The organism is Parasphingorhabdus marina DSM 22363 (assembly GCF_900128895.1).
Classification (GTDB): Bacteria; Pseudomonadota; Alphaproteobacteria; order Sphingomonadales; family Sphingomonadaceae; genus Parasphingorhabdus; species Parasphingorhabdus marina.
Genome location: NZ_FSQW01000002.1, coordinates 824,898 through 849,548, shown reverse-complemented (window position 1 = coordinate 849,548; position 24,651 = coordinate 824,898). Strand labels below are relative to the sequence as shown.

Here is a 24,651-nt window from a genome sequence, read left to right as displayed (position 1 = left end):
TAGACGATGATGGCTTCTCCCACGATTATCTGGTTCCGCCGGGATCTGCGTCTTTCCGATCAGGCGGCGGTTGCTGCCGCGGTGGCCAAAGGCCCGGTTATCCCGGTCTATATCCTCGATGACGAGACTCCCCGGCATCGCAAAATGGGTGCGGCTTCGCGATGGTGGCTGCACCATTCGCTGGAACAACTGGACGCGTGTTTGCGGATTCTGGGATCCCGGCTGATACTGGGCCAGGGCCGGGTTGAGCAGGTGCTGGCCGAAATTGTCAAATCGACGGGCGCGACAGAAATTCACGCCCTGCATCACCACGAACCCTGGTGGCGCAATGCGGAAAAAGCCCTACGCGACGCGGTCGAAGGCGAGGCTGAACTGATCCTGCATCACGGCAATTACCTGCTGCCACCGGGTACCTTGAAAACCGGATCCGGCGGAGAATATAAAATCTACACGCCGTTCTGGAAATCGCTGCGCGAACGGATGCCGCCGGAAGCGCCTTCTTTGGGCCCGTCGCAACTAGAGGCTCCTGCTGAATGGCCAGACACTGCCGATCTGGGCGACTGGAATCTGTTGCCGAAAAAGCCGGACTGGGCCGCCGGGCTCGTCAAGGCCTGGTCACCCGGAGAAGCCGGAGCACAGGCTGCGCTGGAAGAATTTGTCGACAAGGCGCCCGGATATGACAGCGGCCGAAACCTGCCGTCCGAAGAGCGGGTCTCCCGTCTCTCGCCGCATCTGCATTTCGGGGAGATCAGTCCGGCACGCATCTGGCATGCGGTCAGCGCCGAGGGCGAAAATGTCGAGACCTATTGCAAGGAACTGGTGTGGCGGGACTATGCGCAGAATGTCATCTGCCAGTTCCCGCAATATGGCGGTGAGAGCTATCGCGAGAAGATGCGCGCATTGCCATGGCGGGATATGTCGGACCTGCAGGTGCAAAATGATTTTGCGGCCTGGACAATGGGAAAGACCGGTTATCCGATTGTCGATGCGGGCATGCGCGAATTATGGGTGACCGGTTGGATGCACAACCGGGTGCGCATGATCGCTGCCAGTTTTCTTGTCAAACATCTCCTGATCGACTGGCGTGAAGGCGAGCAGTGGTTCTGGGACACGCTGGTCGACGCTGATTACGCCTCGAACAGTGTGAACTGGCAATGGGTGTCGGGCACCGGAGTGGATTCCAACATGTTTGTGCGGATCATGGCGCCGCTCAGCCAGTCGGAAAAATTCGATGCCGGCAATTACATCCGCAAATGGGTTCCGGAACTGGCGGACCTCGATGATCCCTATGTCCATGATCCGGAAGAACATGGTTGCAAACCGGCCAGCTATCCGTCCAAGATCATTGCGCACAAGGCCGGGCGCGAGCGGGCGCTGGCGGCGTATCAAAAGGTGAAATAATGGGCGACCGCCTCAGCGGAAAATTCTGTGTCATCACTGGTGCCGCGAGAGGCATTGGCAAGGCGATCGGAAAGGCTTTCACGGATGAGGGCGCAACGGTGCTGCTCACCGATATCGATCCCGAAGAATTGGCGAAGGCGGGTAGCGAACTGGGTTGCGAGACTTGGGAGCTGGACGTGCGCAGCGAAGCCGGCTGGGATGCGCTTCTGGAGCAATATCCGGCCGCTGATGTCGTGGTCAACAATGCCGGCGTGACCGGGTTTGAAAACAGCACTGCGCCGCAGGATCCGGAAAACGCATCGCTGGAAGACTGGCGCGAAGTGCACCGGGTGAATCTCGACGGTACATTTCTGGGCTGCCGCTATGCCATTCGTGCGATGAAGCAAAAGGGTGCCGGTTCGATCATCAATATCTCTTCGCGCTCCGGCATGGTCGGTATTCCCGGGGCAGCGGCCTATGCGTCATCCAAGGCCGCGATCCGCAATCACAGCAAGTCGGTGGCGCTTTACTGCGCACAGCAGGGATGGAACATTCGCTGCAATTCCATCCACCCGGCAGCGATCATGACGCCCATGTGGGAGCCGATGCTGGGTGAGGGGGAAGAGCGGGAGGCCGCGATCAAGGCGCTGGTCAGCGACACCCCGATGCAGCGGTTCGGCGAAGTCGGGGAAGTAGCGGCTATCGCGGTCCTCCTGGCGTCGGATGAAGCGGCTTATATTACGGGTGCCGAGATGACGATTGACGGCGGAATTCTGGCCGGATCGGCAGCCGCGCCGGGGTGATTTGATCGAATTGACCGTTTTCGCTAGGCTGGACGTGTCGTGATCGGGAGAAGTTTGATGCAAAGGAAAATGCTGGTTGGTTTTGGAGCCATGTTGTTTGCGACCGCAGCGCATGCAGGTATTCCAGTGACCAACGACGTCGAATGCCCGGTGGGTGGTGAAAATTTCCAGACAGTCGGAACCGCTTCCTGCAGCAATTTTGGTGGTTCCCAGGACTTTCTTCTCAAAGTTTCGACGAGCTGCGACTTTGTGACACGACTCCCTCAGTGTCCGGGCAACAGGCTGCCAATGTACAAGAAATTTTCAGACGATGAGATCAAACGGTTGGAATCCTATTTGCAAAGCAGAGAGTTTCAGTCGTTCAGTTCCAGGTCTCGCTACTTTATTGCAAAAAAAGTCGATGATTTTCTTGTCAGCGGGGGCAGCGAAAAGGTCGTGAGTATCTATTTTCTGCTTGGCGGTTTGCAACATGACCGGGGTAATACTCTGAGCGATCCGGAATATCTGGCGTTTCTCGACTCCTTTGATGCCGCTTCGCTCGCGGAAAGGTCGAAGGATGACCTTCCTTACATCCGGCTGGTGATTGCCTACACGCATTTTGTGCGAAAATCCTATGATGAAGCACAAAAGCTGCTGGATCTGGTCAAGTCCAGCGTTCCTGAACGTGAAAACAAGTTTTTGACTACTTATATAACCCGCCTGGAAAGTTGTATGGCTGAAACGGGAGAAACCAGCTGTAGATCGACCGAGCAAGTGATGCCCCGGAAAAAGACAGACTGAAAAAGGCGTCTTCGAATATAATTTTCGGTGAAAATCCGAACAAACATTCATGTTGTTGATCCACTGGAAAAGACTTGCTTGTGGATTGCCAAGGGCTTGGCACTGGTCCATATTCACGCTCATGAATGTGGAGGGACCCAAACGTGGCAAGCATCTGCTCGAGCCGCGCAAGCAATTTGCGGGCAATGCCGGTTTTCTGTCCCGCAAATTTGCACCTTTTTTTCATCGGGTTCTGGACCGGATTGATGCGGGAATGGACCATGGCGCTTTCGAGGGGCACCTTCCCGATGGCACAACCCGTATTGTAGGGGGGCGCGGTGAGGGGCCGATGGTGGAAATTACATTGCACCATTGGAGGTCCTTGCTGCGTCTGATGAATAGCGGTTCGGTTGGCTGGTATCAGGCATGGGAGAAGGGCGAATGGGAAAGCCCTGATCTGGTTGGAACATTCGATCTGTTCTCCCGAAACCGGGCGGGTCTGAAAAACCTTGGCAGGGCATCGGGCCTGTTCAACTGGATAGTCAAACGTCGCCACAAGGCCCGGCGCAATGACCGGAAACGCGCGCGGCAGAATATTCAGTTTCACTATGACCTGGGGAACGACTTCTACAGGCTTTGGCTAGATCCCAGTATGAGTTATTCGAGTGCGATCTTCGGAAACAAAGATCAATCGCTGGAGGATGCGCAGCGCAACAAAGTTCGTGCTATTGCCGAACGAACCGCTGCAAAACCCGGCGACAGTGTGCTGGAAATTGGGTGTGGCTGGGGCACTTTGTCCGGAATACTGGTTTGTGACTATGGACTGGAAGTCACGGGCATATCGTTGTCCGATGAACAAACCAAATGGGCGCGTGAGCATCATCCGGAAGCGCAGTTCCTGATCCAGGATTATCGTGATGTTGATGGCCAGTTTGACGCCATCGCCAGCGTGGAAATGGTCGAAGCGGTAGGTCGGGAATATTGGCCCGACTTCCTGGACTGTATCGCAAAAAACTTGAAGCCGGGCGGGCGGGCGGCCTTGCAATATATTGCGATTGCCGATGATATTTACGAGCAGTATGCAGCGAGTGCCGACTTTATCCAGACCTATGTTTTTCCAGGCGGCATGCTGCTTTCGGAAAGTCGGTTTCGAGCTTTGGCTGAAGAACGCGGGCTTGAATGGACGGATCAAACCAACTTCCCGCTGGATTATGCCAAGACACTGAAAATCTGGCGCGAGAATTTCGATGCTGTGGTGGAGGCAGGCAAACTTCCTGCCGGGTTTGACGAACATTTCGTGCGGCTCTGGCGCTATTATTTGACCTATTGCGAAGGCGGGTTTCGCGGCGGCGGCATAAACGTCGCGCAGGTCACCTTGATAAAATCATAACTGAAACAGAATCATGATTGGGAGAGTGAAGTGGGACTGACGAGAACGGTGACAGTGGCAATGGCGACAGCGGGACTGTGCCTGGCATTGCCGGGATGTGAAAAAGTCAAGGAAGTGGCGGCGGATGCGGCCGGCCTGCCGACCGACAAGAACATCCTGTTCTGGACCGATGAACAGCGCAAAAAGGCGTTCCGCATGATGGACACGCTGGTGCCATCCAACACGATTGCGGCGGGCGACAGTCCGGCCGCACTGGAGACGGGTGAGCCGCTCAGTGTGGAAATTGCCGATGGCGAGGGCAGCATGACTCTCGATCAGTATATGGAGCGCCAGCAGACCGCCGGGATCGTGGTGCTGCAGGATGGCAAGATCCGGATGGAGGAATATCGTCTGGACTTCGGCAAGGATGACCGCTGGACGTCCTTTTCCGTTGCCAAGTCGCTGGTATCGACCCTCGTTGGTGCAGCGGTGAAAGATGGGTACATCAAGTCCCTCGAAGATCCGTTGACGGACTATATCCCCGAATTGAAGGGCAGCGGATATGACGGGGTGACGGTCGAGCAGCTTTTGACCATGACCTCGGGCGTGAAGTGGAACGAGGATTACAGCGATCCCGAATCCGACGTGGCCCTGTTCAACAACACCAAACCGGAAGACGGTCTCGATCCGATTGTCGTCTACATGAAAACGCTCGAAAACGAGGCGGAGCCAGGCACGCGGTGGCAGTATAATACCGGAGAGACCAACCTGATCGGTGTGCTGGTGGCGAAGGCGACCGGCAAGACGATCTCGGACTATCTCTCGGAAAAGGTCTGGCAGCCCTTTGGCATGTCACAGGATGGCGAATGGCTGCTCAACGAGGGCGGCAAGGAAATCGGCGGCTGCTGCATTTCGGCGACGATCCGCGATTACGCACTGTTCGGCCAGTTCGCCATGGATGGCGGCAAAATCGGCGACACGGCAGTTGTGCCGGACGGCTGGTTTGCACAGGCTGGAACCAAACAGGCCGATATCGGCGTGCCGGGTCGTGGCTATGGCTATCAGTGGTGGACCTATGACGACGGCAGTTATGCCGGTCAGGGCATTTTCGGCCAGGGGATATTCATCGATCCTTCGCGCAATCTGGTCATTGCCAGCAACAGCAACTGGAACGGCGCGACACCGGATGAACGGAAGGTGGAACGCGATGCCTTTTACGAGGCGGTGCAGTCGGCCATTGATGCCGAAGGCGGAGCCTAGTTCAGATCGAAATATGCGCCCGTTTCGAAATCTTCGGTCAGGATGCCGGCAATCCGGTCGGCGACGACCGAAGGTTCCTTGACGGATGCGGGATCTTCACCGGGATAGGCGCGCGCGCGCATGTCCGTTCGGGTTCGGCCGGGATTGATGATCGCGGTCCGGAACCTGCCGATATTGCGCATCTCTTCGCCATAGCTCAGCACCAGCGTTTCCAGCGCGGCCTTGGACGCACCATAAGCGCCCCAGAAGGCGCGCGGTGACCGGCCGACGCTGCTGGTGACCGCGAGCAGCCTGGCGTCATCGCTTTTGCGCATCATCCCGTCAAAGGCGGCGATCAACGCCTGCTGCGCGATGAAGTTCAGCGTCATCAGCTGATTCAGTTCCTTGCCATCAATCGCCGGCACCGGTCCCAGCGAACCGAGCATGGCGGCATTGAGCACCATGATATCCAGCTTGTCCCAGCGGTCCGAAATCGCGGTGGCCAGTCGACCGATGCTGTCGCCATCGGTCAGGTCCAGCGGCGCGATTGTCGCACTGCCGCCGGCTGCGTGAATCTGTTCCTCGACTTCTTCCAGCGCCTTCGAATCCCTTGCGGTCAGGATGACATGGGCGCCTTCGCGGGCAAGAGCTATCGCCGTGGCCGCACCAATGCCTTTGCTGGCGCCGGTCACCAGCGCGAGTTGGTCTTTCAGGGACATGTCAGCCGACTTTTTCCGCGAGCGCCGGTTCATCCCGTGTCGGCGCGCTTTCGTTGAGCAAAGTCAGCTGGTCTGGCTGTTCCTTCTCGTCCTGATCAGTCAGCGGCGTGGGATAGGCACCAGTGAAACAGGCATCGCAATATTGCGGCTGGATATCCTGACGCGAGTCTTCTCCCACCGCGCGGTACAGGCCGTCAATCGAGATGAAGGCGAGACTGTCGGCCTGGATATAGTCACACATTTGCTGCACCGATTTCATCGCGGCCAGCAGCTTCTCGCGCCTGGGTGTGTTCACACCATAGAAACAGCTGTGCATGGTCGGTGGGCTGGCGATCCGCATATGCACTTCCGCCGCACCGGCTTCGCGCATCATCTGGACGATTTTCAGGCTCGTCGTGCCGCGTACGATACTGTCGTCGATCAGCACGATCTTCTTGCCGTTGACCAGCGGCCGGTTGGCATTGTGCTTCAGTTTCACACCGAGATGGCGAACGCCGTCACCGGGCTGGATGAATGTCCGGCCGACATAATGGGACCGGATAATGCCCAGTTCGAACGGGATGCCGGACTTCTCGGCATAGCCAATCGCGGCCGGGGTCCCGCTGTCGGGAACCGGGATGACATAGTCTGCATCGACCGGATTTTCGATCGCCAGTTGCGCGCCGATTTCCTTGCGGACGCTGTAGACCGAGGAGCCGTCGACAATGGAGTCTGGCCGCGAGAAATAAACATGTTCGAAAATGCACGGGCGCGCATGGGTGTCGCCAAATGGCCGGTGGGAACGCAGCTCGCCATCGGTGACGATGACCAGCTCTCCGGGGTCAACCGAGCGGATATATTCGGCGCCAACCAGGTCCAGTGCGACCGTTTCGGAGGCGAAAATATATGCATCTCCCACCTTGCCAATGACCAGCGGCCGGATCCCGAGCGGATCGCGGCAGGCAATCATCCCGTCCGGAGTCATGCAGATCAGCGAATAGGCCCCTTCGACCTTGCGCAGCGCATCGATGAACTTGTCGAGCAGAGTGCGGAACGGAGAGGTGGCCAGCAAATGGATGATGACCTCGGTGTCGCTGGTCGACTGGAAGATCGATCCGCTGCGAACCAGTTCGTCCCGCAATTTGAGGGCGTTGGAAATATTGCCGTTATGGGCGATGGCAAAACCGCCGGAGGCAAGATCTGCTTCCAGCGGCTGAATGTTTCTCAGCGTTCCGGCACCCGTGGTGGAATACCGGACATGACCGCAGGCGTAATCGCCTTTCAGCTTGTCCATGACCTCGGCGCTGTCGAAATTGCCGGCGACCGGACCGAGCGCCCGGTGGCTGTAGAATTCGCGGCCGTTGCGCGCGGTGATTCCCGCCGCCTCCTGTCCCCGGTGTTGCAGGGCATGAAGACCCAGCGCCACCATCGCTGCGGCATCTTCCGCGCCGGCGACGCCGAAAACTCCGCATTCTTCTCTCAGCTTGTCATCGTCAAACGGGTGGGTTGTAAGCATGTCTCACCTTGTTTGCTGCCCAATATTCTGACGCCGGTTGGACGCCCGGATGGGGGATGGCCCGGATATAGATTTGAATCCCGGCTTTGTCTTCCCCCTTTGGTCACAAAAAGATCATATTCATGCGGATTTCGTATCTGATGCGAATGAAAGGCCGGTTTTGCGTTGCACTGGGGTCACCGGGACCCTAATTCGGGCGGATGACAACAGAGAAAGACAAGGATCGGGAAAGCGGAACCCGCCTGGATCCCAAATTTGATTCGGCCGGATTGCTGTCTGCGGTGGTGACAGATGATTCGTCAGGCGATGTCCTCATGGTGGCGTTCATGAATGCAGAGGCGTTGCAGAAAACTCTCGACACCGGAATTGCCCATTTCTGGTCACGCAGCCGCCAGTCGCTGTGGAAAAAGGGTGAGACGTCCGGCCATGTGCAGGAAGTTGTCGAAATCCGGACCGACTGTGATCAGGATGCCATCTGGATCCGGGCGAAACCGGCGGGACCGGCCTGCCATACCGGCAGGACCAGTTGTTTTTATCGCAGGATCATCGACGGCAAGCTGGAACATGTCGCGTGAAGAAACCGGCGCTGATGCTGCTGGCGCTGTGCCTGACGGGCTGCGAGGAAAAGACGGATGTACCGGCGGCGGAAGTCGCCTCCGATGCGCCGCTGTCGTCCCTGGAACAGGCGGCGATCGATGCCGGCGTGATCCCGGATATCCGAAATGTCACGCTGTCCGGTGCATTTGAGCGCCAGAGCGAGCTGGGCATCGACCGCTTCTGCGCGGTCGGCAATGACGAGCGCGGTTATCAGGTCGGGATGCTTGCGGTCTTCGGACCGGAAAGCAAGTGCGAGGGGCTGGGGGAAGCGACCCGTGCCGGAGAGCAAGTGAATATCCGGCTCGACAGCAAGGAAGCGTGCAGTTTTGTAGCCAGTTTTGATGGTGTCGAGCTGCAGATTCCCGGAAGTCTGCCCGAGTCCTGCGCTTCCTATTGCACCCCGCGCGCGACGTTCAGCGGTGTCAGCTTCTATCTGGTCGGGGAGGGCGACGCGGTTGCCCGGTCGACCCGGGGGCGGGAAATCGACAGTCTGTGTCCTGGCTGATGTCTTGACGTTTACGTTAGCGTAAGATATAAATGGGGCATGTCAAAATCCTTGAATCATGCCGAAATCGATACGCCGGACGTTCGTAATCGGGAATCCTACACGATTTCAGATCTGTCCGAGGAATTTGGCGTCACCGCTCGCGCGCTGCGTTTCTACGAAGACGAAGGTCTCATCGCACCGCAACGCAAAGGCCTGGCCCGGATTTACGGAAAACGTGACCGCGCTCGACTCGCGTGGATCATGCGGGCCAAGAACGTCGGCTTCTCCTTGTCCGAAATTCGCGAAATGATCGACCTTTACGACATCGGCGACGGCCGCGCGACGCAGAAGCAGGTTACGCTGGAAAAATGTCAAGAGAAGGTCGACCTGCTCAAAAAGCAGCGCAAGGATCTCGACAGCGCGATCAAGGAGCTGACAGAATTTATAAAGATTGTGCAGGACACGGTCATCGAACCCAAAGCACAACAAAAATAGAGGATCACAAGATAAAAGCAGCGCCGGTATTCCCCGGCCGCTCACAGCAACAGAAAGTACCCCATCATGCCTAGTTATACCGCTCCCATCGGTGAAGTTCGGTTCATTTTCAACGAAGTGCTCAAGCTTGAGAAATATTCGAATATCTCGGGTTTTGAAAATGCCACGCCGGATATGATTGATGCCATTTTGACCGAGGCCGGCAAATTTTCCAGCGAAGTACTCCACCCTTTGAACCAAAGCGGAGATGAAGAAGGCTGCACGCGCCATGAAGACGCATCGGTCACGACGCCAAAAGGTTTCAAGGAAGCTTATGCGCAACTGATCGAATCTGGCTGGACCACTCTGTCCTCTCCCGAGGAAATGGGTGGTCAGGGCTTGCCACGGGTGGTCGGAAATGCGGTCATGGAATTCATGATATCCGCCAATCAGGCACTCGAAATGTACACTGGCCTGACCCAGGGCGCGATCGCATCGATCCTGGTCGAGGGCAGTGAAGAGCAGAAACAGAAATATGTGCCCAACATGGTCTCCGGCAAATGGACCGGGACAATGAACCTGACCGAGGCTCATTGTGGTACCGATCTCGGGCTCATCCGCACCAAGGCTGTTCCGCAACCCGGCGGGACCTATGCGATTACCGGCCAGAAGATTTTCATCTCCGCCGGCGAGCATGATCTGGCCGAGAATATCATTCATCTGGTTCTGGCGAAGACTCCCGATGCTCCGGACAGTTCGAAAGGCATTTCGCTGTTCATCGTGCCCAAATATCTGGTCAATGATGACGGAACACTGGGCGAGCGCAATGGCGTTACCTGTGGGTCGATCGAAGAGAAAATGGGCATTCACGGCAATGCCACCTGCGTCATGAATTATGACGGTGCGACCGGTTACATGGTAGGTGAAGAGAACAAGGGGCTCCGTGCGATGTTCATCATGATGAATGCCGCGCGTCTCGGTGTCGGACTGCAGGGTCTCGCCCAGGGTGAAATCGCTTACCAGAATGCGGTGACCTATGCTGGTGACCGTCGCCAGGGACGCGCGCTGACCGGTGCGCAGGATCCAGAGGAAAAGGCGGACACCCTGTTCGTCCATCCGGACGTGCGCCGGATGCTGATGGACGGCAAGGCTTTCACCGAATCCATGCGGGCTCTCGTTCTGTGGGGTGCTCTCCAGGTCGATCTGGCCGCAAAGGCAGAGACGGAAGAAGAGCGGCAGACGGCTGATGACCTGATCAGCCTGCTGACCCCGGTGATCAAGGGCTATGGCACAGCCAAGGGCTATGACATTTGCACCGAATCCCAGCAGGTTTATGGCGGTCATGGCTATATTACCGAATGGGGTATGGAACAGTTTGTTCGAGATGCCCGCATTGCGATGATTTATGAAGGCACCAACGGCATCCAGGCCATGGATCTTGTCGGGCGCAAACTCGGCCAGAATGGCGGTCGTGCGGTGCAAGCGCTGTTCAAGCTGATCACCGAAGAAGTGACGGAAGCCAAGGACAATGACCGGTTGAAAGGTTTCGCCGAGGCTCTGGAAAAGGCCAATGGCGAGCTGCAGAAAGCGACCATGTGGTTCATGCAAAATGCGATGACCAACCCCAATAATGCGGGTGCCGGGGCCTATCACTACATGCATATCATGGGGATCGTATCCCTGGGTCTGATGTGGCTGAGAATGGCAAAGGCGGCGACGGAAGCGTTGGACAGCGGTACCGATAATGCCAAATATTACGAAGCCAAGCTGGTGACGGCACAATATTTTGCGGAGCGGTTCCTGCCGGATACCGGCAGCTTGCGGCGCAAGATCGAAGGTGGCAGCGACGCCATCATGGCGCTGGAACCGGAAATGTTCGCCGTTGCATGACCTGGTGTTCAGGCGGCGCGATTATCTTCCGCCAGCCTGAACGCTTCTTCCCACTTGTCGAGATTCTGCCGGGCATCCTGTACAAAGGGTGACCGGCGGATTCCCCAAAGGGCCAGATCAAGGGTGACCTTGCCAAGCAGCCGCATCGGTCTTTTGACCTGAATCAGCAGGATCACCCGGGTCTGTCCGGTTTCGTTCTTCACTTCGTGGCTGTAACTGTCGTCAAAGACGAGCCACTCTCCGTTCTTCCAGTGGACCCGCTGATCGTCGACCTGCATCCAGCAATTTTCCTTGGGCACCGGAATATCGAGACCGAGATGACAGGTCACCAGACCTCGGGTGACGCCGCGATGTTTCGGGATCACCGCCCCGGGTTCGAGGATGGAGAAAAACGCGGAATTCAGATCCGGTATTTGATCGATCAAAGCCGCGGTTTTCGGTGCGCGCGCGCAATTTTCCTCCACGCGATAGCCATATCCGACGAGAAAAAACGACTTCCAGTTCCCGTCACCAGCGATTCGCGCATGATCGGGGGAGATATCTTTCAGCGGAGGCACGGCGCTGCGATTTTGCAGTATTCCGGCCGCTTCTGCGGCGATACCCTGCCACTGTTCTCCGAGCTGGCTTGTCCACGGAAAAATGTCACTTTGATGCAGAGGTGTTGTGGGAATCAGCGACTGCGAGCTGGCCAACAGATTGGCCTTTTTGCGCAGTTTCTTGCCAATTCTCAGTATCAGCGGGCGGGAATTTTGATTGTGCCCGGTGTCGGATTTACTGGTTGCTGTGTCCTTCTTCATCATCGAAAGTCCCGAAAAATATCATGACCCCGACCCTGATTTGTGAAGTTGCCCGTCAATTGTGACAAAAGTTCGACAAATCTGCGCCGATTATCGATCAACTCGCGCCATCCGTCGTTCCTGTCGCCCGAATCACCCGTAACATCGACATTCACTGGCATGTCGAAGGCGGTTGTGGGAAAAAGACAGTGACAGGGGAATGAACTGCATAAGGAGTATATGCAATGCATTCCAAGAACAGCGCGAAGCCCCGGATCCGCATGACGCCCTACCTGATCACGGTCGGCGCGGGCTTGTCACTGGCAACCAGCGCAATTGCGTCCCCCGATATGGAAAAAGCTGCGCAGCAGGAACCGGAGGAATCCGAAATTCCGGCGCCCACCATTGATACTGACGGTGATGGCACAGCAGATGCGTGGGACCGCAGCGGTGACGGCAAGCCCGATGCCTGGGACACGGACGGAGACGGTGAGCCCGATCTTCTTGACGATGACGGCGACGGCAAGCCCGACTAGGCCTGCGTTTCGCAGACAAGACGAGACAACCCGACAGGGTCGCAAGGGGTTCGGGCCGGGTTGAACAAAGGTCCGGACCCCATTCGGGTGATCTAGAAGAGCTCGTCAAACATGCTCAGCATGGCCGCCTTGCTCTGGCGGTCGGCTGACTCGTTATATTTCACCACGTCAACCGGACTGGTGTCGCTGGCCGGATCAGTGAACCCGTGGACCACGCCGGAATAGATATGCATGTGGCAATCGGCGCCGGCGATATCCATTTCTTCCAGAAAGGCTCTGACCTGTTTGGGAGATACCAGTGGATCTGCACGGCCGTGACAGACCAGGATCCGCGATTTGATCGTTCCACGCTTGGCCGGGAGCGGGGTTGCGAGCAGACCGTGAAAGCTCACCACCAGAGCGAGCTCTTCGCCGCTGCGTGCCATTTCGAGGACAATTTCTCCGCCCATGCAATAACCGATCGCTGCAATCCGGTCATTGGCCAGTTTTGATCTTTTGCGCAATTCATCCAGAGCACAGCGGAAACGCGCCCGATAGTTTTCGGCGTCGGAACGCAAGGCGCTGGCAAGAAGCCGGGCCTTTTGCATGTCCTCGATATGGCCTTGCCCATAGATATCGCAGACCATCGCGGCATAGCCCAGCGATGCCAGCCATCTCGCCCTGTCATGCATGATCTTTGTCGGTCCCGAAATGGTCGGGACGATCAGAATCGCCGCCCGGGGATACCGGCTCGGTTGTGCCAGATACCCCTGCAATTCCAGATCATCGTGATGATAGGTGAACGTATTGACTTCGATGGAGCTCATTCTTCGGGCAGAAACTCCGGTACGGACAGATAGCGTTCACCGGTATCATAGTTGAAGCCCAGAACTTTCGCTTTGTCGCCCAGATCGGGAAGCTTCTGTGCAATGGCTGCCAGCGTCGCCCCGGAGCTGATGCCGACCAGCATGCCTTCTTCCTTCGCGGCCCGCAGCGCCATCGCCTTGGCATCGGCCGGATCGACCTGAATCGCGCCGTCAATGCTCTGGGTGTGCAGATTGCCCGGAATGAAGCCGGCACCGATACCCTGGATCGGGTGCGGACCGGGCTGGCCGCCGCTGATCACGGGGGACATGGTGGGTTCAACTGCAAAGACCTGCAGGTTGCCCCATTCCTTTTTCAAAACCTCGGCGACACCGGTAATATGACCGCCGGTCCCGACGCCCGTGATAATGGCATCCAGCGGATCATCCTTGAAGTCCGCGAGGATTTCCTGGGCCGTCGTGCGCACATGCACATCAACATTGGCCGGGTTGTCAAACTGTTGCGGCATCCAGGCGCCCGCGTTTTCGCTGACCAGTTCCGTTGCGCGTTCGATGGCGCCTTTCATGCCCTTCTCCTTGGGCGTGAGGTCAAAGCTGGCACCATAGGCGAGCATTAGCCGGCGGCGTTCCAGCGACATCGATTCGGGCATTACAAGGATCAGCTTGTAGCCCTTGACGGCGGCCACCATCGCGAGGCCGACGCCGGTATTGCCGGAAGTCGGTTCAATGATCGTGCCACCGGGTTGCAGGGCGCCGGATTTTTCCGCGTCTTCGATCATCGCCAGCGCAATCCGGTCCTTGATCGACCCGCCCGGATTGGAGCGCTCGGACTTGACCCAGACACTGGCATCGCCAAACAGACGCTGCATCTTGATATGCGGGGTGTTTCCTATTGTTTCGAGAATTGAGCTGGCGATCATCTTTTCGTTCTCCTGTCTGTCTTTATGTCGCGTTCGACGATTGTTTTCGGTCCGGCAGGGGGTCCGGATCGAGATCGTCGGGCGGATCAAATGTTTTTGCGGCACCCAGCTGAGGAAACAGCCGGGACCAGATTCCGGTCACCACTATAGCACCTGCACCGCCCGCGACAATGGCCGCGATGGGACCGAATAATACGGCCAGTCCGCCGGACAGTGCGTCGCCCAGTTCGTTGGACGCGCTGATCGTCATTTGACTGACCGCATTCACCCGCCCACGTTTGTCATCGGGGGTGTGGAGCTGGATCAGCGAGCTGCGGACATAGACGCCGAACATGTCAGCGGCCCCGCACAGGGCCAGGAATGCCATGGAGAGCGGCAATGAGGTGCTGAGACCAAAACCGATTGTGCCGATCCCGAATACCGCCATGGCGATCAACATCATGTTGCCGACATTGCGGGACAGCGGTGCGAAGGAAAAGATGCTGGCGACAATCACCGCACCGATCGCGGGAGATGCAGCGAGCAGCGACAAGCCGATTTCGCCGGCACCCAGTATATCCTTCGCAAATACCGGGATCATCGCTGTCGCGCCGGCGAGAAACATGACCAGCAGATCGAGCGTTATGGCGCCCAGCACCAGCTTGTTCGACCAGACATAGCCCATGCCGTCCATCACCTGGCGGAACGGGCCGCGGCTTCGGTCGATCGCACTGCGGGCCACGGGACCGATCAGGAATATGGCCAGTGTCGCCAGTCCATAAAGAAGCGCGCAGACAAGATAGGGCAGGGCGGGGTCAATCTTGTAGAGAGGGCCGGCCATGCCGGGTCCGGCAATGACGCCCACCTGCCAGGCGATGGTCGAGAGGGCAATGGCGCGGGGCAGCGAGCCCTTGGGCACCAGGTTGGGAGCCAGCGCGGTTATCGCCGGTCCCAGAAAGGCCCGGCACACACCGAGCAGTACCGCTATGACATAGATCGCATGGAGGCTGATTTCGCCGCTCATGGTGAGCAGCGCCAGTGTCAGGGCGATGGCGGCCTGACTGCCGAGAACGATCCGGGCGATCCAGCGCCGGTCCATATGATCCGCGACCCAGCCGACCAGCGGCGTCAGGATGAACAGGGGCACGAACTGCAAAAGGCCGAGCAGGCCGAGGATCCCCGCGGAGGCTGCGACGCCCATGTCCTCGCGCGCCAGATTATAGGCCTGCCAACCCAGGATCAGCATCATCGCATAGAGTGCGAACATCGATGTCAGGCGCGAAAACCACAGATAGCGGAAATTCGCGATGGCAAAGGGATGGGGCGCAGGACTGCTCACGGACTGTTTGCTAGCGACTGGAGCGGGTTGCTGCAATCTCTACGTGCACCATGACGGTGATTTACCGGAAGTCCGCAGGGATTTTGGCCAGAACCGCACCAATTCAGCCTGTTAACGGTCATTTTTAACATCCGCGGAGGGATCGTATCGCAACGGGACGCTGCCGAAAAAGCGCTGGTTTTCGGGGATCAGCTGGTAAATATTCCGTTAACGCGAAAGGAGAAAGTGATGGTTCAGAAAATTGCCCTGCGTGCCAGTGTGGCTATTTTGGCCCTCGCCGGCCTTGCCCTGCTGGCTTTGCTCGTTCTGGGTCTGACCCGGGCGATCACCTCGTCTGCATCCGCCGCTTCGGCCGAAAGCGGAACCGAAGCCGCGGCGACCATTGCTACCAAAAATCCTGTCGCTCCGGTTCCTGAAACCGCAAGCGCGGACTTGCCGCAGGCGGTCGAATCACCGAAGTCCAGCCCATTGCCGCTGGCCGGCAGCTCGCCCTTCACCGTCAAGCGCGTGTTGCAGATCGACGAGCCTTTTGTGCACGGATTCTACAAATGGGATGATGAAGGCGTGCCGGACGGTCCGATCATCATCACCGTCGACCTGAAGGCCGAATCCATCTCAGTCTTCCGCGGCGGATATGAAATTGGTGCTGCAGCGATCCTGTACGGTGCCGATGAGAAGCCCACACCCACCGGCGTGTTTCCGATCACCCAGAAGAGCAAGGATCATGTGTCCAACCTCTACCATACACCCATGCCCTACATGCTGCGCATGACCAATGACGGCATTTCCATTCATGGCAGTGATGTCGAATATGGCTATGCCACGCATGGCTGCATCGGCGTTCCGACCCCCTTTGCCGAGCTCCTGTTCCAGCAGGTCAAGCTTGGCGACCGGGTCATTGTGACCGACGGCAAAATGCTGAATGTCGGACAGACAATTGTCGCGGGCTAGCCGATAGCGATTTCAAACCGGGCCATTTTGCCCATTTTCCCTCAATAGCCGTCTCCCGCTTTCGTGACCTGCGCGGTTTTCGCCAAGCCATCGGAAGTGCCCGTGCGGATCAGGTTCCGCGCTTCGGCAATGGCAGCGCTTTCCGACATCTCGCCCTTGGCAATCCGGGTTCCCATTTCGAGCAACCGGCCGCTGATCACGGTGCCGGTTTCGGCTTCTTCCTCGATGCTGATGCCACCAGTCCGGGCCAGAGCCGCATCCCATTCATCCCGAACCGCCTTCCAGTAGCCCTGTGTCTGTTCCCAGTAACGGTCAGCGGCAGCGACCGGGTAGCCATCGAATTTCCTGTAGGTATTCAGCACCGACTCCTGCACGATGGGAACAAGCTTGCCTTCGACAAGCCCCATTTTCGTATTGTCCTGCCAGTGGATCCAGCCGCCGGGCATCGGCTGGTGACGGTTGATGGCACTGTAGCGGTCATAAACAGGATTGCGTGTCGCATCACGGCGAGCGAGGGGGCGTTGCGTCCAGTTGGAGCGCCACCGCCGCACACCATTGGTCGTCGTCCACTGACCCCAACCGGCATAGCGCGGACTGTCATCCACCTGATACACGGTCTGCGACCAGCGGCCTTTGCGCAGGCGTTCCGGGACGTCCTTGAGCACCCAAGTGTTTGGCCCGGCATAGGCCAGTATCTGCTCCGGTTCATATTCCCAGTCTTGCCGCCAGTGCTTGACGATAAACGGATCCTCATCGGATCCGACCACGAGCAGATGCTGGAGGACAATCTTGCGTCCCGTATCCTCGATGACGTGAACGCTCTCATGGCCGCCGGATATCTTTGCCTTGATCGGCTCATAATCCGCATGCCAGGCCGTCGTCTCCTGCATGTCGAACGTAACCTTGTAGTTACCGGCCATGGCCAAGATATCGGCACGGTCGGCGGCAAAACTGGCCTGCTCCTGCTGCGCCGTGCGACCCTCAATCGGATCATCTGCCAAAGCGGGTGATGTTGCCAGGGTCATCGCAAAAAGGGCGGTGCCGATTATCTGGTGGAATGTGGTCATGGATATTCTCCCGTTAAAGTGATTCAAAAGCTCGCACTCAGCGAAACGCTGAAATTGCGTCCCGGCTGGGTGAAGGCTTCGGTGATGGTGGATGTATCGGACAGTCCGCGGACGTCGTTCCAGTAGGCATAGGTTTCGTTGGTGATGTTGAAAAGACCGGCCCGGATGGAAAAATTGTCGTTGATCCGGTAAAAAGCTGTCGCGTCGAGGATCAAAAACTCGTCAGGCCTGAAACAGGCTGTTGGAATCCCTCGGTTGGTGCATGTTCCGGCTTCGTTTGCTTCCTTCCTGGCGTTGTAAGTGGCAATCAACTCGCCGCCGAAGCGATTACCCGGATCGCGATATCCAACACCCAGAACCGCGTTGAGTGGATCGATGCTTTGCAACGGGATGGTCTCGCCGCCAAGTGTCTGTTCCTCTCCATCGGCGTAGGCCAATGCAAATCGAGCTCGGAAGCCGCTTTCTGCTTCATAGGTGGCCTTCACTTCAAAGCCATGCACCTTGGCGCTGGACAGATTGACAAACTGAAACACCGTGGGGTCGACAGCTGTCCCGGATCCGCTGACATCCTCTTGGCTGATGAAATCATCATAGTCCGCGTAAAAACCGGTCAGGGACAGGAAGATTTCATCAGTGGCATAGCGGATCCCGCCTTCCACGCTTTCGCTGCTCTCTGGCCGCAGGTCAGGGTTGGGGGCCGAAGTGTAGCCAAAGGCCAGGTTCTCGAAGAAATTATTGACCTGGCTTGGCGTCGGTGCGCGAAACCCGTGGGCATAATTGCCGAACAACCGCACTTCCTCGGTCAGTTTGGCCACTATACCCAGTTTCGGCGACAGCTCCGATCCATCCTGCCCGGCGGCGGTAAAGGTGGGGAGTAAGGGATCATCCGTGGGATCAAGGTCATAGAAATCGAACCGCAGGGCCGGGAAAATTGTTACGGCGCCATCACCAAAACTGATTTCGTCTCCGAGGAACACTCCGCCCAGCGTGAAGTCCGTAACCGGGAAGGCGCGGCTCGGGAAGACCTCTCCAAAGGGCGGCACGACGCCGTCGCGGAGGCCTTCTTGCCGGGTCCAGCTGATATCACCGCCAAAGGCGATGCGGTGGCTGATCGAGCCGGTCTCAAAGCCGGACCGGAGTTCGGCATTGGCGCCGTATACCTCATTGTCGAACGTGTTCAGCCGTTCGCGGTCAGGGCGGGGAGTCGCACCAGCCGGAGAACGGTCCTCATCGGCAAACTGCCGGTCCTTGCCGTTCTGCCAGTAAGCCGCCAGATGGGCGTAGTTAATGAAACCGGCGCTGTCTGAACCTGCATCATATGTCCAGTCCAGAGAGACCCGCGTACGTTCCGTGGTGTCGAGCGCCGTAAGGCTGTCCACATTCCAGCTGGGGTCAGGACCGAAAAGGAAAACCGGCCCCCGTCCGGAAAGAATGTCGGAAAAGACTTCCCGTTCCAGATATTCCCCCGTCAGCCGAAGCTTGTGACTGCCGCTTTCCCATACCAGTTTGCCGAGAAATGCATTGGATTCGCCATCCTGGGGATTGGGCGTGGTGCGGGTCGCGTCTTCGGTATCAATTGTGCCCTGATTGTCGAGCTCCTGAAAATCGCGCCGGGAATAGGCCAGCATGGCGGAAATATTGCCCAGCCGTCCGGCAACAGCGAGGGTCTCCGAAAATTCTTCATCAGCGGAACTGTACTGGGCTCTGCCAAATCCGCCGAAGTCGGACCCTTCCAGCAGGTCTGAGGGATCCGAAGTGGTGAAGCTGACCGCGCCTGACAAACCGTCACTGCCATAGAGCGCCGAAGCCGGGCCACGGAGAATTTCGATCGATTTGACCAGTCCGACATCGGTGGAACCGCCGCGTCCGACCTCCTGAGCGCCAAAGGAAAATCCCTGCGGTGTCCGGATTCCGTCAACCTGGATGAGCACGCGGTTACCGCCGATGCCCCGGATATTGAAATCCTCGTTGCCGGCCCGACCTGTGGTTCCGAGAGCGGCACCAAAGCGGGCAGGGGCTCTGCGCACGGTCACGCCTGGTTCGAACCGGACAATATCCCGGACATCTGTGGCCAGCTCATCGGCAATCTGTTCGCTGTCAATGACGGTGACCGTAGCCGGCGCGTCTTTCAATTCGATCGGAGACCGGGTGGCGGTGACGATGATGACATTGGAGTCCTCGACGACCGCCTCATCTGCTGCGGCCAGCGCAGCTTCAGAATGCAAGAGTGCCACAAGGCTGGACGCACAAACCCCTGCGCAGAAGCGCATGTTTTTCTTCATATTGAATTTCCCTCTGAGTCTTATTGATAATGCAAATGACTCGCAAAAGCAAATAGGTCAATGAAGCAAAGACTGTCAATCGGTTTGTTGAAACCGACGACGCACATTGGGGAAAGACACTGATTAAAAAGGGAAAGCTTGTTGGGCATCGGCCTCAAAAATGGCCGGGCCCCAAATGATCAAGTTTTTGGTCGGCCCTGATCAAAATGCTCGAGCGCGGTTTCAATCGTGACCCATTCGTGCATGGACTCTTCCCATACAGATCGCACCGGCGGTGGGAAATCGGGGTCCGCAATTGCGCCCACGGGAATGCCGGTAAGACCCGGATTCTTGTCGCCGCTCATCAAGACGGTTGATCCGCATTGGGGGCAGAAATCTGTTCTGAATTCGCCACCAGATGCTGTCTCGCGGACATATTGCTTTGATTGACCGGTGATTTGGAGGTTTTCGGTGGGATGATAGACAGCGACGCCGAAAGGAGATCCCGAACGACGTTGGCAATCGATACAATGGCACGCAACGATAGCGGGGCTCGGTCCTGGCAACCGGACCGTCAATTGCCCGCATTGGCATTGTGCTTGCATTGCAACCCTCCTTCAACTTTCGTCCGATTTTTTCTCGCCGGTGATACTGGAAAATTCGGTGGAAATGGCCATTGCTGCCCATACAGCCAGGGTTGGCAATAACTTCGGTGGGAGTTCCATCACGCGATCATCGCCGTTATTCATGGACCACATGGCAAAAAGGACAAGGCCAACCAGCAATATGCTCCAATATTGACGTTCGGAGTAGGTGACGAACAAGATCGAGGTTACCGCGGTCGCCGTGACAACCAGAAGCAGAACATAGTCGAGAGTCGGGATATCACCGATTCCGCCCAGACTGATACCAATCACGGCGCCGAAAAAAATGTTGAGCGCGTTGATGGACGCCTCATATTCCTTGCGCGTATATTTGAAATAATTGTTCAAACTGGTCAGCAGCTTCTTCATCTGATCGTGCCTCCATGGTGACCGACGGAATTTCGCACCAGCAACTTTATGCCCGGAATTCGGGTCGAGGGAAAGACGTTTCAATTCAACAGTATGCTGGGCTGCCACCGATATTCCCAATTGTAATTGGCAGACCCGTGACGTGCGTTCATCGACGCGGATTGGAATAGGTTTCATCGGTGTGTTACCAGGATAACTCAACCCGAATGCGGAGGGAGAAACACATGATTTCGGTAATAATGGCAGGATTGCTGGCGGGAACCAGCGTGAACGCAGCCCAGTCCGGCGACGGCATGGATTGCAAAATGATACCGCAGGCGGACGGATCCGGATCCACGGAGTTATGCGCCAATGCCGCACAATGGGAATCCATTCGGGCCCAGGCGGGTGGTGACATCGCAAATCTGCGCTGTCTGTTCGTCAACAAAAAGGGATCCAGTGAACCGGTGCGGATTTGCGGGACCCAGGAAAAACTGCAGAAACAGATGGGGATGGACAGCGCGAAGGATCTTTCCAACATAAGCTGTCGCAACGTCAAGGAAGTCGGATCCCGTATCCCCCAGCGGGTCTGTCGGACCGAAAAACAGTGGCAGGAGATCAGCCGCGAAAACGAACGCGAAGTGGCGAATGATCTGCGCAACAGGACGGGCAACTAAGCCCGGTTCGCGCAACTGCATGCTGGTGATCGTCGAGCGGTCGGCGTTGGGCGGATAGCGATCAGACGATCTCGACAAAGGAGTCGAGCACCCGCTTGCTGCCCGCTTTTTCAAAGGCGATTTCCAGTTTGTTGCCTTCCTTGTCCATGACTTCGCCATAGCCGAATTTGGTGTGGAAGATCCGCTGGCCGATGGCGATGTCGTCACGTCCCTTGTTGCCCATTGATACTGCGCTGCGCCGGGCTTCCCTGATATTTTGCGGTTTGGTTGAAAAACTGCCGCTGGAACTGGCGCGTTTCCAGCCCGGTCCACGCTGTCCGGCGCGCGTGGCGTTAGCTGCGGCGAGATGGGCAAACGGATCGCTATTCTCGCTCCAGTTCGCCCGCCAAAGGCTTTCCCCGCCGCTCATGCTGCTTTCCTGCTCGATATGGTCTTCCGGCAATTCTCCGATGAAGCGGGAGGGAATGCTGCTGGTCCACTGGCCGTAGATGCGCCGGTTGGCGGCGTGGAAGATGGTACATTTTTTCTTTGCCCGCGTAATCGCGACATAGGCCAGCCGGCGTTCTTCCTCGAGACTGGCAATTCCGCCTTCGTCCAGGCTGCGCTGGGAGGGAAACACGCCTTCTTCCCAGCCGGCACAAAAAACATGATCATATTCCAGACCCTTGGCGCCATGCATGGTCATGATGGTGACCTTCTCGTCATCATCCGCCGCATCATTGTCCATCACCAGCGAAACATGCTCGAGAAAATCTCCCAGCGTTTCATATTCTTCCATCGCGCGGGTAAGCTCGGTGAGGTTTTCCAGCCGTCCGGCCGCTTCGGTCGTCCGGTCCGCCTGGAGCATGCCGGTATAGCCGCATTCGTCGAGTACGATCCGCGCCAGTTCGGCATGCGGCAGTTCGTCGGCACTGGCCCGCCAGCGTCCAAAACTCTTCATCAGCTCCAGCAATGTGGATCGCGCCCGTGCACCCAGTTCGTCAGTATCGCAGATATTCAATGCTGCCGCAGCCAGTGGAATGCCTTGGGCGCGGGCGAGGCGGTGAATTTTTTCCAAAGTTTTATCCCCAAGACCGCGCTTGGGCGTGTTGACGATCCGCTCAAAGGCGAGATCATCCGCCGGCTGCGCAATCACGCGCAAATAGGCAAGGGCATCGCGGATTTCTGCACGTTCGTAGAAGCGAAATCCGCCGATAATCTTGTATGGCATGCCGATCGCGATGAACCGGTCTTCAAACTCGCGGGTCTGGAACTGGGCGCGAACGAGTATTGCAACATCGTTCAGCGATACCTGTTTCAGCTGCTGCAGCGCTTCAATTTCATCGCCGGTGCGCCGCGCTTCTTCGGGCCCGTCCCAGACCCCGACAATCTGGACTTTCTCGCCGTCTTCTTCTTCGGTCCACAGCGTCTTTCCCAGGCGGCCGCTATTGTGGTTGATCAAACCCGATGCGGCGGCCAGAATATGTGGCGTGGACCGGTAATTCTGCTCCAATTTCACGACCTTGGCTTCGGGAAAATCCTTCTCGAACCGCAGGATATTGGCGACTTCCGCCCCGCGCCAGGAATAGATGGACTGGTCATCATCGCCAACGCAGCAGATATTCTTGCGTTCCTGGGCGAGTAGCCGCAGCCAGAGATACTGACTGGAATTGGTATCCTGATACTCGTCGACCAATATATATTTGAACCGCTCCTGATATTGTCGAAGAATGTCCCGATCGGTCTTCAGCAAATTCAGGATATGCAGCAGCAAATCCCCGAAGTCGCAGGCATTGAGGGCCTTCAATCGATCCTGATATTGAGCGTAAAATTCCTGACCACGACCATTGGCGTAGCGCTCATTCTCGTTCGCATCGAGATCCTGCGGATTGAGTCCGCGATTTTTCCACTGGTCAATCAGCCCGGCGAGCATCCTTGGCGGCCAGCGCTTCTCGTCCAGCTCTGCGGCCTGGATCAGCTGTTTCAGCAGGCGCAGCTGATCATCGGTGTCGAGAATCGTAAAATTGCTCTGCAGCCCGACCAGTTCGGCATGCCTCCGCAACATCTTGGCGCCGATGCTGTGAAATGTGCCGAGCCAGGGCATGCCTTCAAACGCTTCGCCGACGATCGCGGCGATGCGTTCCTTCATTTCGCGCGCCGCCTTGTTGGTAAAAGTCACCGCGAGAATTTCGCTGGGCCAGGCCTTTCGCGAATAGACGATATGCGCCAGCCGACGGGTGAGGGCGGCGGTTTTTCCGGTCCCGGCACCCGCCAGAACCAGCACCGGACCTTCGGTGGTCAGCACGGCATCCCGCTGCGGCGCGTTCAGGCCCTGAACATAGGGCGGATCGGCTTCCGGCGGTGTGTTGACAGGTTCGGTCATGGGTGAACGATTAGGGAACAAATAAGCGTGCGACAAGGGAAAGAATATGGCATGATTGCCTTATCGCAAATCTCGGCGCCGTTGTTCTGCAATAGCACGACGCCAATCAAGCAGGGGGCTGTACGGAGATGAAACATGTTTCGAAGCGACCTGACCAGTTTTTTTGCTGTTTGCCTTGTATTGGCAGCTGTCCCCATTCTCGCCAGTGACACTTTGGCAGCCGATGCGGAGTCGGTGCCCGTGGAACTGACCAGCTATGCATTTACGCCGGAACTCGTCGAATTTGAAAGTGGCAAGGACTATGTCCTGGAATTGAAGAATTCTGCATCCGGTGGTCACAATTTCAGCGCGCGAGACTTTTTTGATGCCGCGAGCATCCATCCGGAGGACAGTGGCCTGATCAGGAAAGGTCGCGTCGAACTGTCCGGTGGCGAAACCGTCAAGATTCGGCTAAAAACCGGCGCAGCGGCGACCTACAAGCTGAATTGCTCACGTTTTCTGCACAGCGGATTTGGCATGAAGGGGCAAATTGTCGTGCGGTGACAGACTGGCAAAATGGACATGACCCAAAGGGCAGGTTGTAATCTTTGTTGCGATGCACCATTTATCAGGCAAGGAAGAAATTTGAATTGTTGAGGTTCCCCCATGAGCAAACGACTGACAACAAGTGCGATTATCGCGACGCTGATGATGGCGTCTACGGCCGCGTTCAGCGCGATGCAGAATAATCACGTCGAAACGGCATCGCTTATGACGATGATGGGCGGCTAATTCGA

At 57.2% G+C, this 24,651-nt stretch carries 25 protein-coding genes; 14 read left to right on the top strand and 11 right to left on the bottom strand.

Annotation, left to right across the window (positions count from 1 at the left end; genetic code table 11):
- Positions 1-9: 9 nt before the first annotated feature.
- From BUQ90_RS13740 to BUQ90_RS13720, 5 genes are all read left to right on the top strand, one after another.
- Positions 10-1,401 (top strand): cryptochrome/photolyase family protein, encoded by a 1,392-nt coding sequence (locus tag BUQ90_RS13740; protein ID WP_074206434.1) that lies wholly within the window; start codon positions 10-12, stop codon positions 1,399-1,401.
- Positions 1,401-2,183 carry an SDR family oxidoreductase gene (locus tag BUQ90_RS13735; RefSeq protein WP_074205722.1) on the top strand — a complete coding sequence of 261 codons (783 nt, stop codon included), beginning with the start codon at positions 1,401-1,403 and terminating at the stop codon, positions 2,181-2,183. Before BUQ90_RS13740 ends, BUQ90_RS13735 begins: the two co-directional genes overlap by 1 nt.
- A gap of 57 nt (positions 2,184-2,240) precedes the next feature.
- Positions 2,241-2,963, top strand: coding sequence for a hypothetical protein (locus BUQ90_RS13730; RefSeq protein ID WP_143182870.1), 723 nt, complete (start codon positions 2,241-2,243; stop codon positions 2,961-2,963).
- A gap of 121 nt (positions 2,964-3,084) precedes the next feature.
- Complete coding sequence (locus tag BUQ90_RS13725; RefSeq protein ID WP_074205720.1) at positions 3,085-4,332, top strand: SAM-dependent methyltransferase; 1,248 nt, start codon at positions 3,085-3,087, stop codon at positions 4,330-4,332.
- A 30-nt stretch (positions 4,333-4,362) separates the two neighbouring features.
- On the top strand, positions 4,363-5,571 hold the full coding sequence (locus tag BUQ90_RS13720) for a serine hydrolase domain-containing protein (RefSeq protein ID WP_239447439.1): 1,209 nt from the start codon (positions 4,363-4,365) through the stop codon (positions 5,569-5,571).
- On the opposite strand, the gene BUQ90_RS13715 is transcribed toward BUQ90_RS13720, so the two are convergent.
- On the bottom strand, positions 5,568-6,269 hold the full coding sequence (locus BUQ90_RS13715) for an SDR family NAD(P)-dependent oxidoreductase (RefSeq protein WP_074205718.1): 702 nt from the start codon (positions 6,267-6,269) through the stop codon (positions 5,568-5,570). The genes BUQ90_RS13720 and BUQ90_RS13715 overlap by 4 nt on opposite strands.
- A 1-nt stretch (position 6,270) precedes the next feature.
- Positions 6,271-7,764, bottom strand: a complete 1,494-nt coding sequence (gene purF, locus BUQ90_RS13710; RefSeq protein ID WP_074205717.1) for an amidophosphoribosyltransferase — start codon at positions 7,762-7,764, stop codon at positions 6,271-6,273.
- 200 nt (positions 7,765-7,964) lie between these two features.
- Between purF and hisI the strand changes: the two genes are divergently transcribed.
- The 4 genes from hisI to BUQ90_RS13690 all read left to right on the top strand — a co-directional run bounded on the left by hisI (position 7,965) and on the right by BUQ90_RS13690 (position 11,212).
- Complete coding sequence (gene hisI, locus BUQ90_RS13705; RefSeq protein WP_074205716.1) at positions 7,965-8,339, top strand: phosphoribosyl-AMP cyclohydrolase; 375 nt, start codon at positions 7,965-7,967, stop codon at positions 8,337-8,339.
- On the top strand, positions 8,336-8,866 hold the full coding sequence (locus tag BUQ90_RS13700) for a hypothetical protein (protein ID WP_074205715.1): 531 nt from the start codon (positions 8,336-8,338) through the stop codon (positions 8,864-8,866). The genes hisI and BUQ90_RS13700 overlap by 4 nt, the downstream gene beginning before the upstream one ends.
- Positions 8,867-8,905: 39 nt before the next feature.
- A complete protein-coding gene (locus BUQ90_RS13695) occupies positions 8,906-9,343 on the top strand; it encodes a MerR family transcriptional regulator (RefSeq protein WP_074205714.1) in 438 nt (145 codons plus the stop codon).
- A 66-nt stretch (positions 9,344-9,409) separates the two neighbouring features.
- A complete protein-coding gene (locus tag BUQ90_RS13690; protein WP_074205713.1) occupies positions 9,410-11,212 on the top strand; it encodes an acyl-CoA dehydrogenase C-terminal domain-containing protein in 1,803 nt (600 codons plus the stop codon).
- Positions 11,213-11,220: 8 nt separating this feature from the next.
- Here the strand turns inward: BUQ90_RS13690 and BUQ90_RS13685 are convergent, their stop codons facing one another.
- Positions 11,221-12,012 (bottom strand): aspartyl/asparaginyl beta-hydroxylase domain-containing protein, encoded by a 792-nt coding sequence (locus tag BUQ90_RS13685; RefSeq protein WP_239447438.1) that lies wholly within the window; start codon positions 12,010-12,012, stop codon positions 11,221-11,223.
- A gap of 221 nt (positions 12,013-12,233) precedes the next feature.
- Between BUQ90_RS13685 and BUQ90_RS13680 the strand changes: the two genes are divergently transcribed.
- Positions 12,234-12,524 carry a hypothetical protein gene (locus BUQ90_RS13680; protein WP_074205712.1) on the top strand — a complete coding sequence of 97 codons (291 nt, stop codon included), beginning with the start codon at positions 12,234-12,236 and terminating at the stop codon, positions 12,522-12,524.
- A 92-nt stretch (positions 12,525-12,616) separates the two neighbouring features.
- On the opposite strand, the gene BUQ90_RS13675 is transcribed toward BUQ90_RS13680, so the two are convergent.
- The 3 genes from BUQ90_RS13675 to BUQ90_RS13665 are packed head-to-tail and all read right to left on the bottom strand — an operon-like array spanning position 12,617 to position 15,565.
- On the bottom strand, positions 12,617-13,330 hold the full coding sequence (locus BUQ90_RS13675; RefSeq protein WP_074205711.1) for a dienelactone hydrolase family protein: 714 nt from the start codon (positions 13,328-13,330) through the stop codon (positions 12,617-12,619).
- Positions 13,327-14,247 carry a cysteine synthase A gene (gene cysK, locus BUQ90_RS13670; RefSeq protein ID WP_074205710.1) on the bottom strand — a complete coding sequence of 307 codons (921 nt, stop codon included), beginning with the start codon at positions 14,245-14,247 and terminating at the stop codon, positions 13,327-13,329. The genes BUQ90_RS13675 and cysK overlap by 4 nt, the downstream gene beginning before the upstream one ends.
- Before the next feature lie 22 nt (positions 14,248-14,269).
- Positions 14,270-15,565, bottom strand: a complete 1,296-nt coding sequence (locus BUQ90_RS13665; protein WP_074205709.1) for an MFS transporter — start codon at positions 15,563-15,565, stop codon at positions 14,270-14,272.
- Positions 15,566-15,793: 228 nt separating this feature from the next.
- On the opposite strand from BUQ90_RS13665, the gene BUQ90_RS13660 reads away from it, so the two are divergent.
- On the top strand, positions 15,794-16,516 hold the full coding sequence (locus tag BUQ90_RS13660) for a L,D-transpeptidase family protein (protein WP_074205708.1): 723 nt from the start codon (positions 15,794-15,796) through the stop codon (positions 16,514-16,516).
- A gap of 41 nt (positions 16,517-16,557) precedes the next feature.
- Here the strand turns inward: BUQ90_RS13660 and BUQ90_RS13655 are convergent, their stop codons facing one another.
- The 4 genes from BUQ90_RS13655 to BUQ90_RS13640 all read right to left on the bottom strand — a co-directional run bounded on the left by BUQ90_RS13655 (position 16,558) and on the right by BUQ90_RS13640 (position 20,857).
- Positions 16,558-17,583 carry a DUF6607 family protein gene (locus tag BUQ90_RS13655; RefSeq protein ID WP_074205707.1) on the bottom strand — a complete coding sequence of 342 codons (1,026 nt, stop codon included), beginning with the start codon at positions 17,581-17,583 and terminating at the stop codon, positions 16,558-16,560.
- Between the two features lie 23 nt (positions 17,584-17,606).
- Entirely contained in the window at positions 17,607-19,865 is a 2,259-nt protein-coding gene (locus BUQ90_RS13650) for a TonB-dependent hemoglobin/transferrin/lactoferrin family receptor (RefSeq protein ID WP_074205706.1), read from the bottom strand.
- Positions 19,866-20,044: 179 nt separating this feature from the next.
- Complete coding sequence (locus tag BUQ90_RS13645; RefSeq protein WP_074205705.1) at positions 20,045-20,449, bottom strand: GFA family protein; 405 nt, start codon at positions 20,447-20,449, stop codon at positions 20,045-20,047.
- A 12-nt stretch (positions 20,450-20,461) separates the two neighbouring features.
- Positions 20,462-20,857: a hypothetical protein gene (locus tag BUQ90_RS13640; RefSeq protein ID WP_074205704.1), complete on the bottom strand. Its 396-nt coding sequence runs from the start codon at positions 20,855-20,857 to the stop codon at positions 20,462-20,464.
- Between the two features lie 224 nt (positions 20,858-21,081).
- Here BUQ90_RS13640 and BUQ90_RS13635 point away from each other — a divergent pair, with 224 nt between their 5' ends.
- A complete protein-coding gene (locus BUQ90_RS13635; RefSeq protein WP_074205703.1) occupies positions 21,082-21,513 on the top strand; it encodes a hypothetical protein in 432 nt (143 codons plus the stop codon).
- Positions 21,514-21,574: 61 nt separating this feature from the next.
- Here BUQ90_RS13635 and BUQ90_RS13630 read toward each other — a convergent pair whose 3' ends face one another.
- Positions 21,575-23,875 (bottom strand): ATP-dependent helicase, encoded by a 2,301-nt coding sequence (locus tag BUQ90_RS13630; protein WP_074205702.1) that lies wholly within the window; start codon positions 23,873-23,875, stop codon positions 21,575-21,577.
- A 135-nt stretch (positions 23,876-24,010) separates the two neighbouring features.
- On the opposite strand from BUQ90_RS13630, the gene BUQ90_RS13625 reads away from it, so the two are divergent.
- Both BUQ90_RS13625 and BUQ90_RS17930 read left to right on the top strand, forming a co-directional pair.
- On the top strand, positions 24,011-24,418 hold the full coding sequence (locus BUQ90_RS13625) for a cupredoxin domain-containing protein (RefSeq protein WP_074205701.1): 408 nt from the start codon (positions 24,011-24,013) through the stop codon (positions 24,416-24,418).
- Between the two features lie 102 nt (positions 24,419-24,520).
- Positions 24,521-24,646, top strand: coding sequence for a hypothetical protein (locus tag BUQ90_RS17930; protein WP_275425816.1), 126 nt, complete (start codon positions 24,521-24,523; stop codon positions 24,644-24,646).
- Positions 24,647-24,651: the final 5 nt, after the last annotated feature.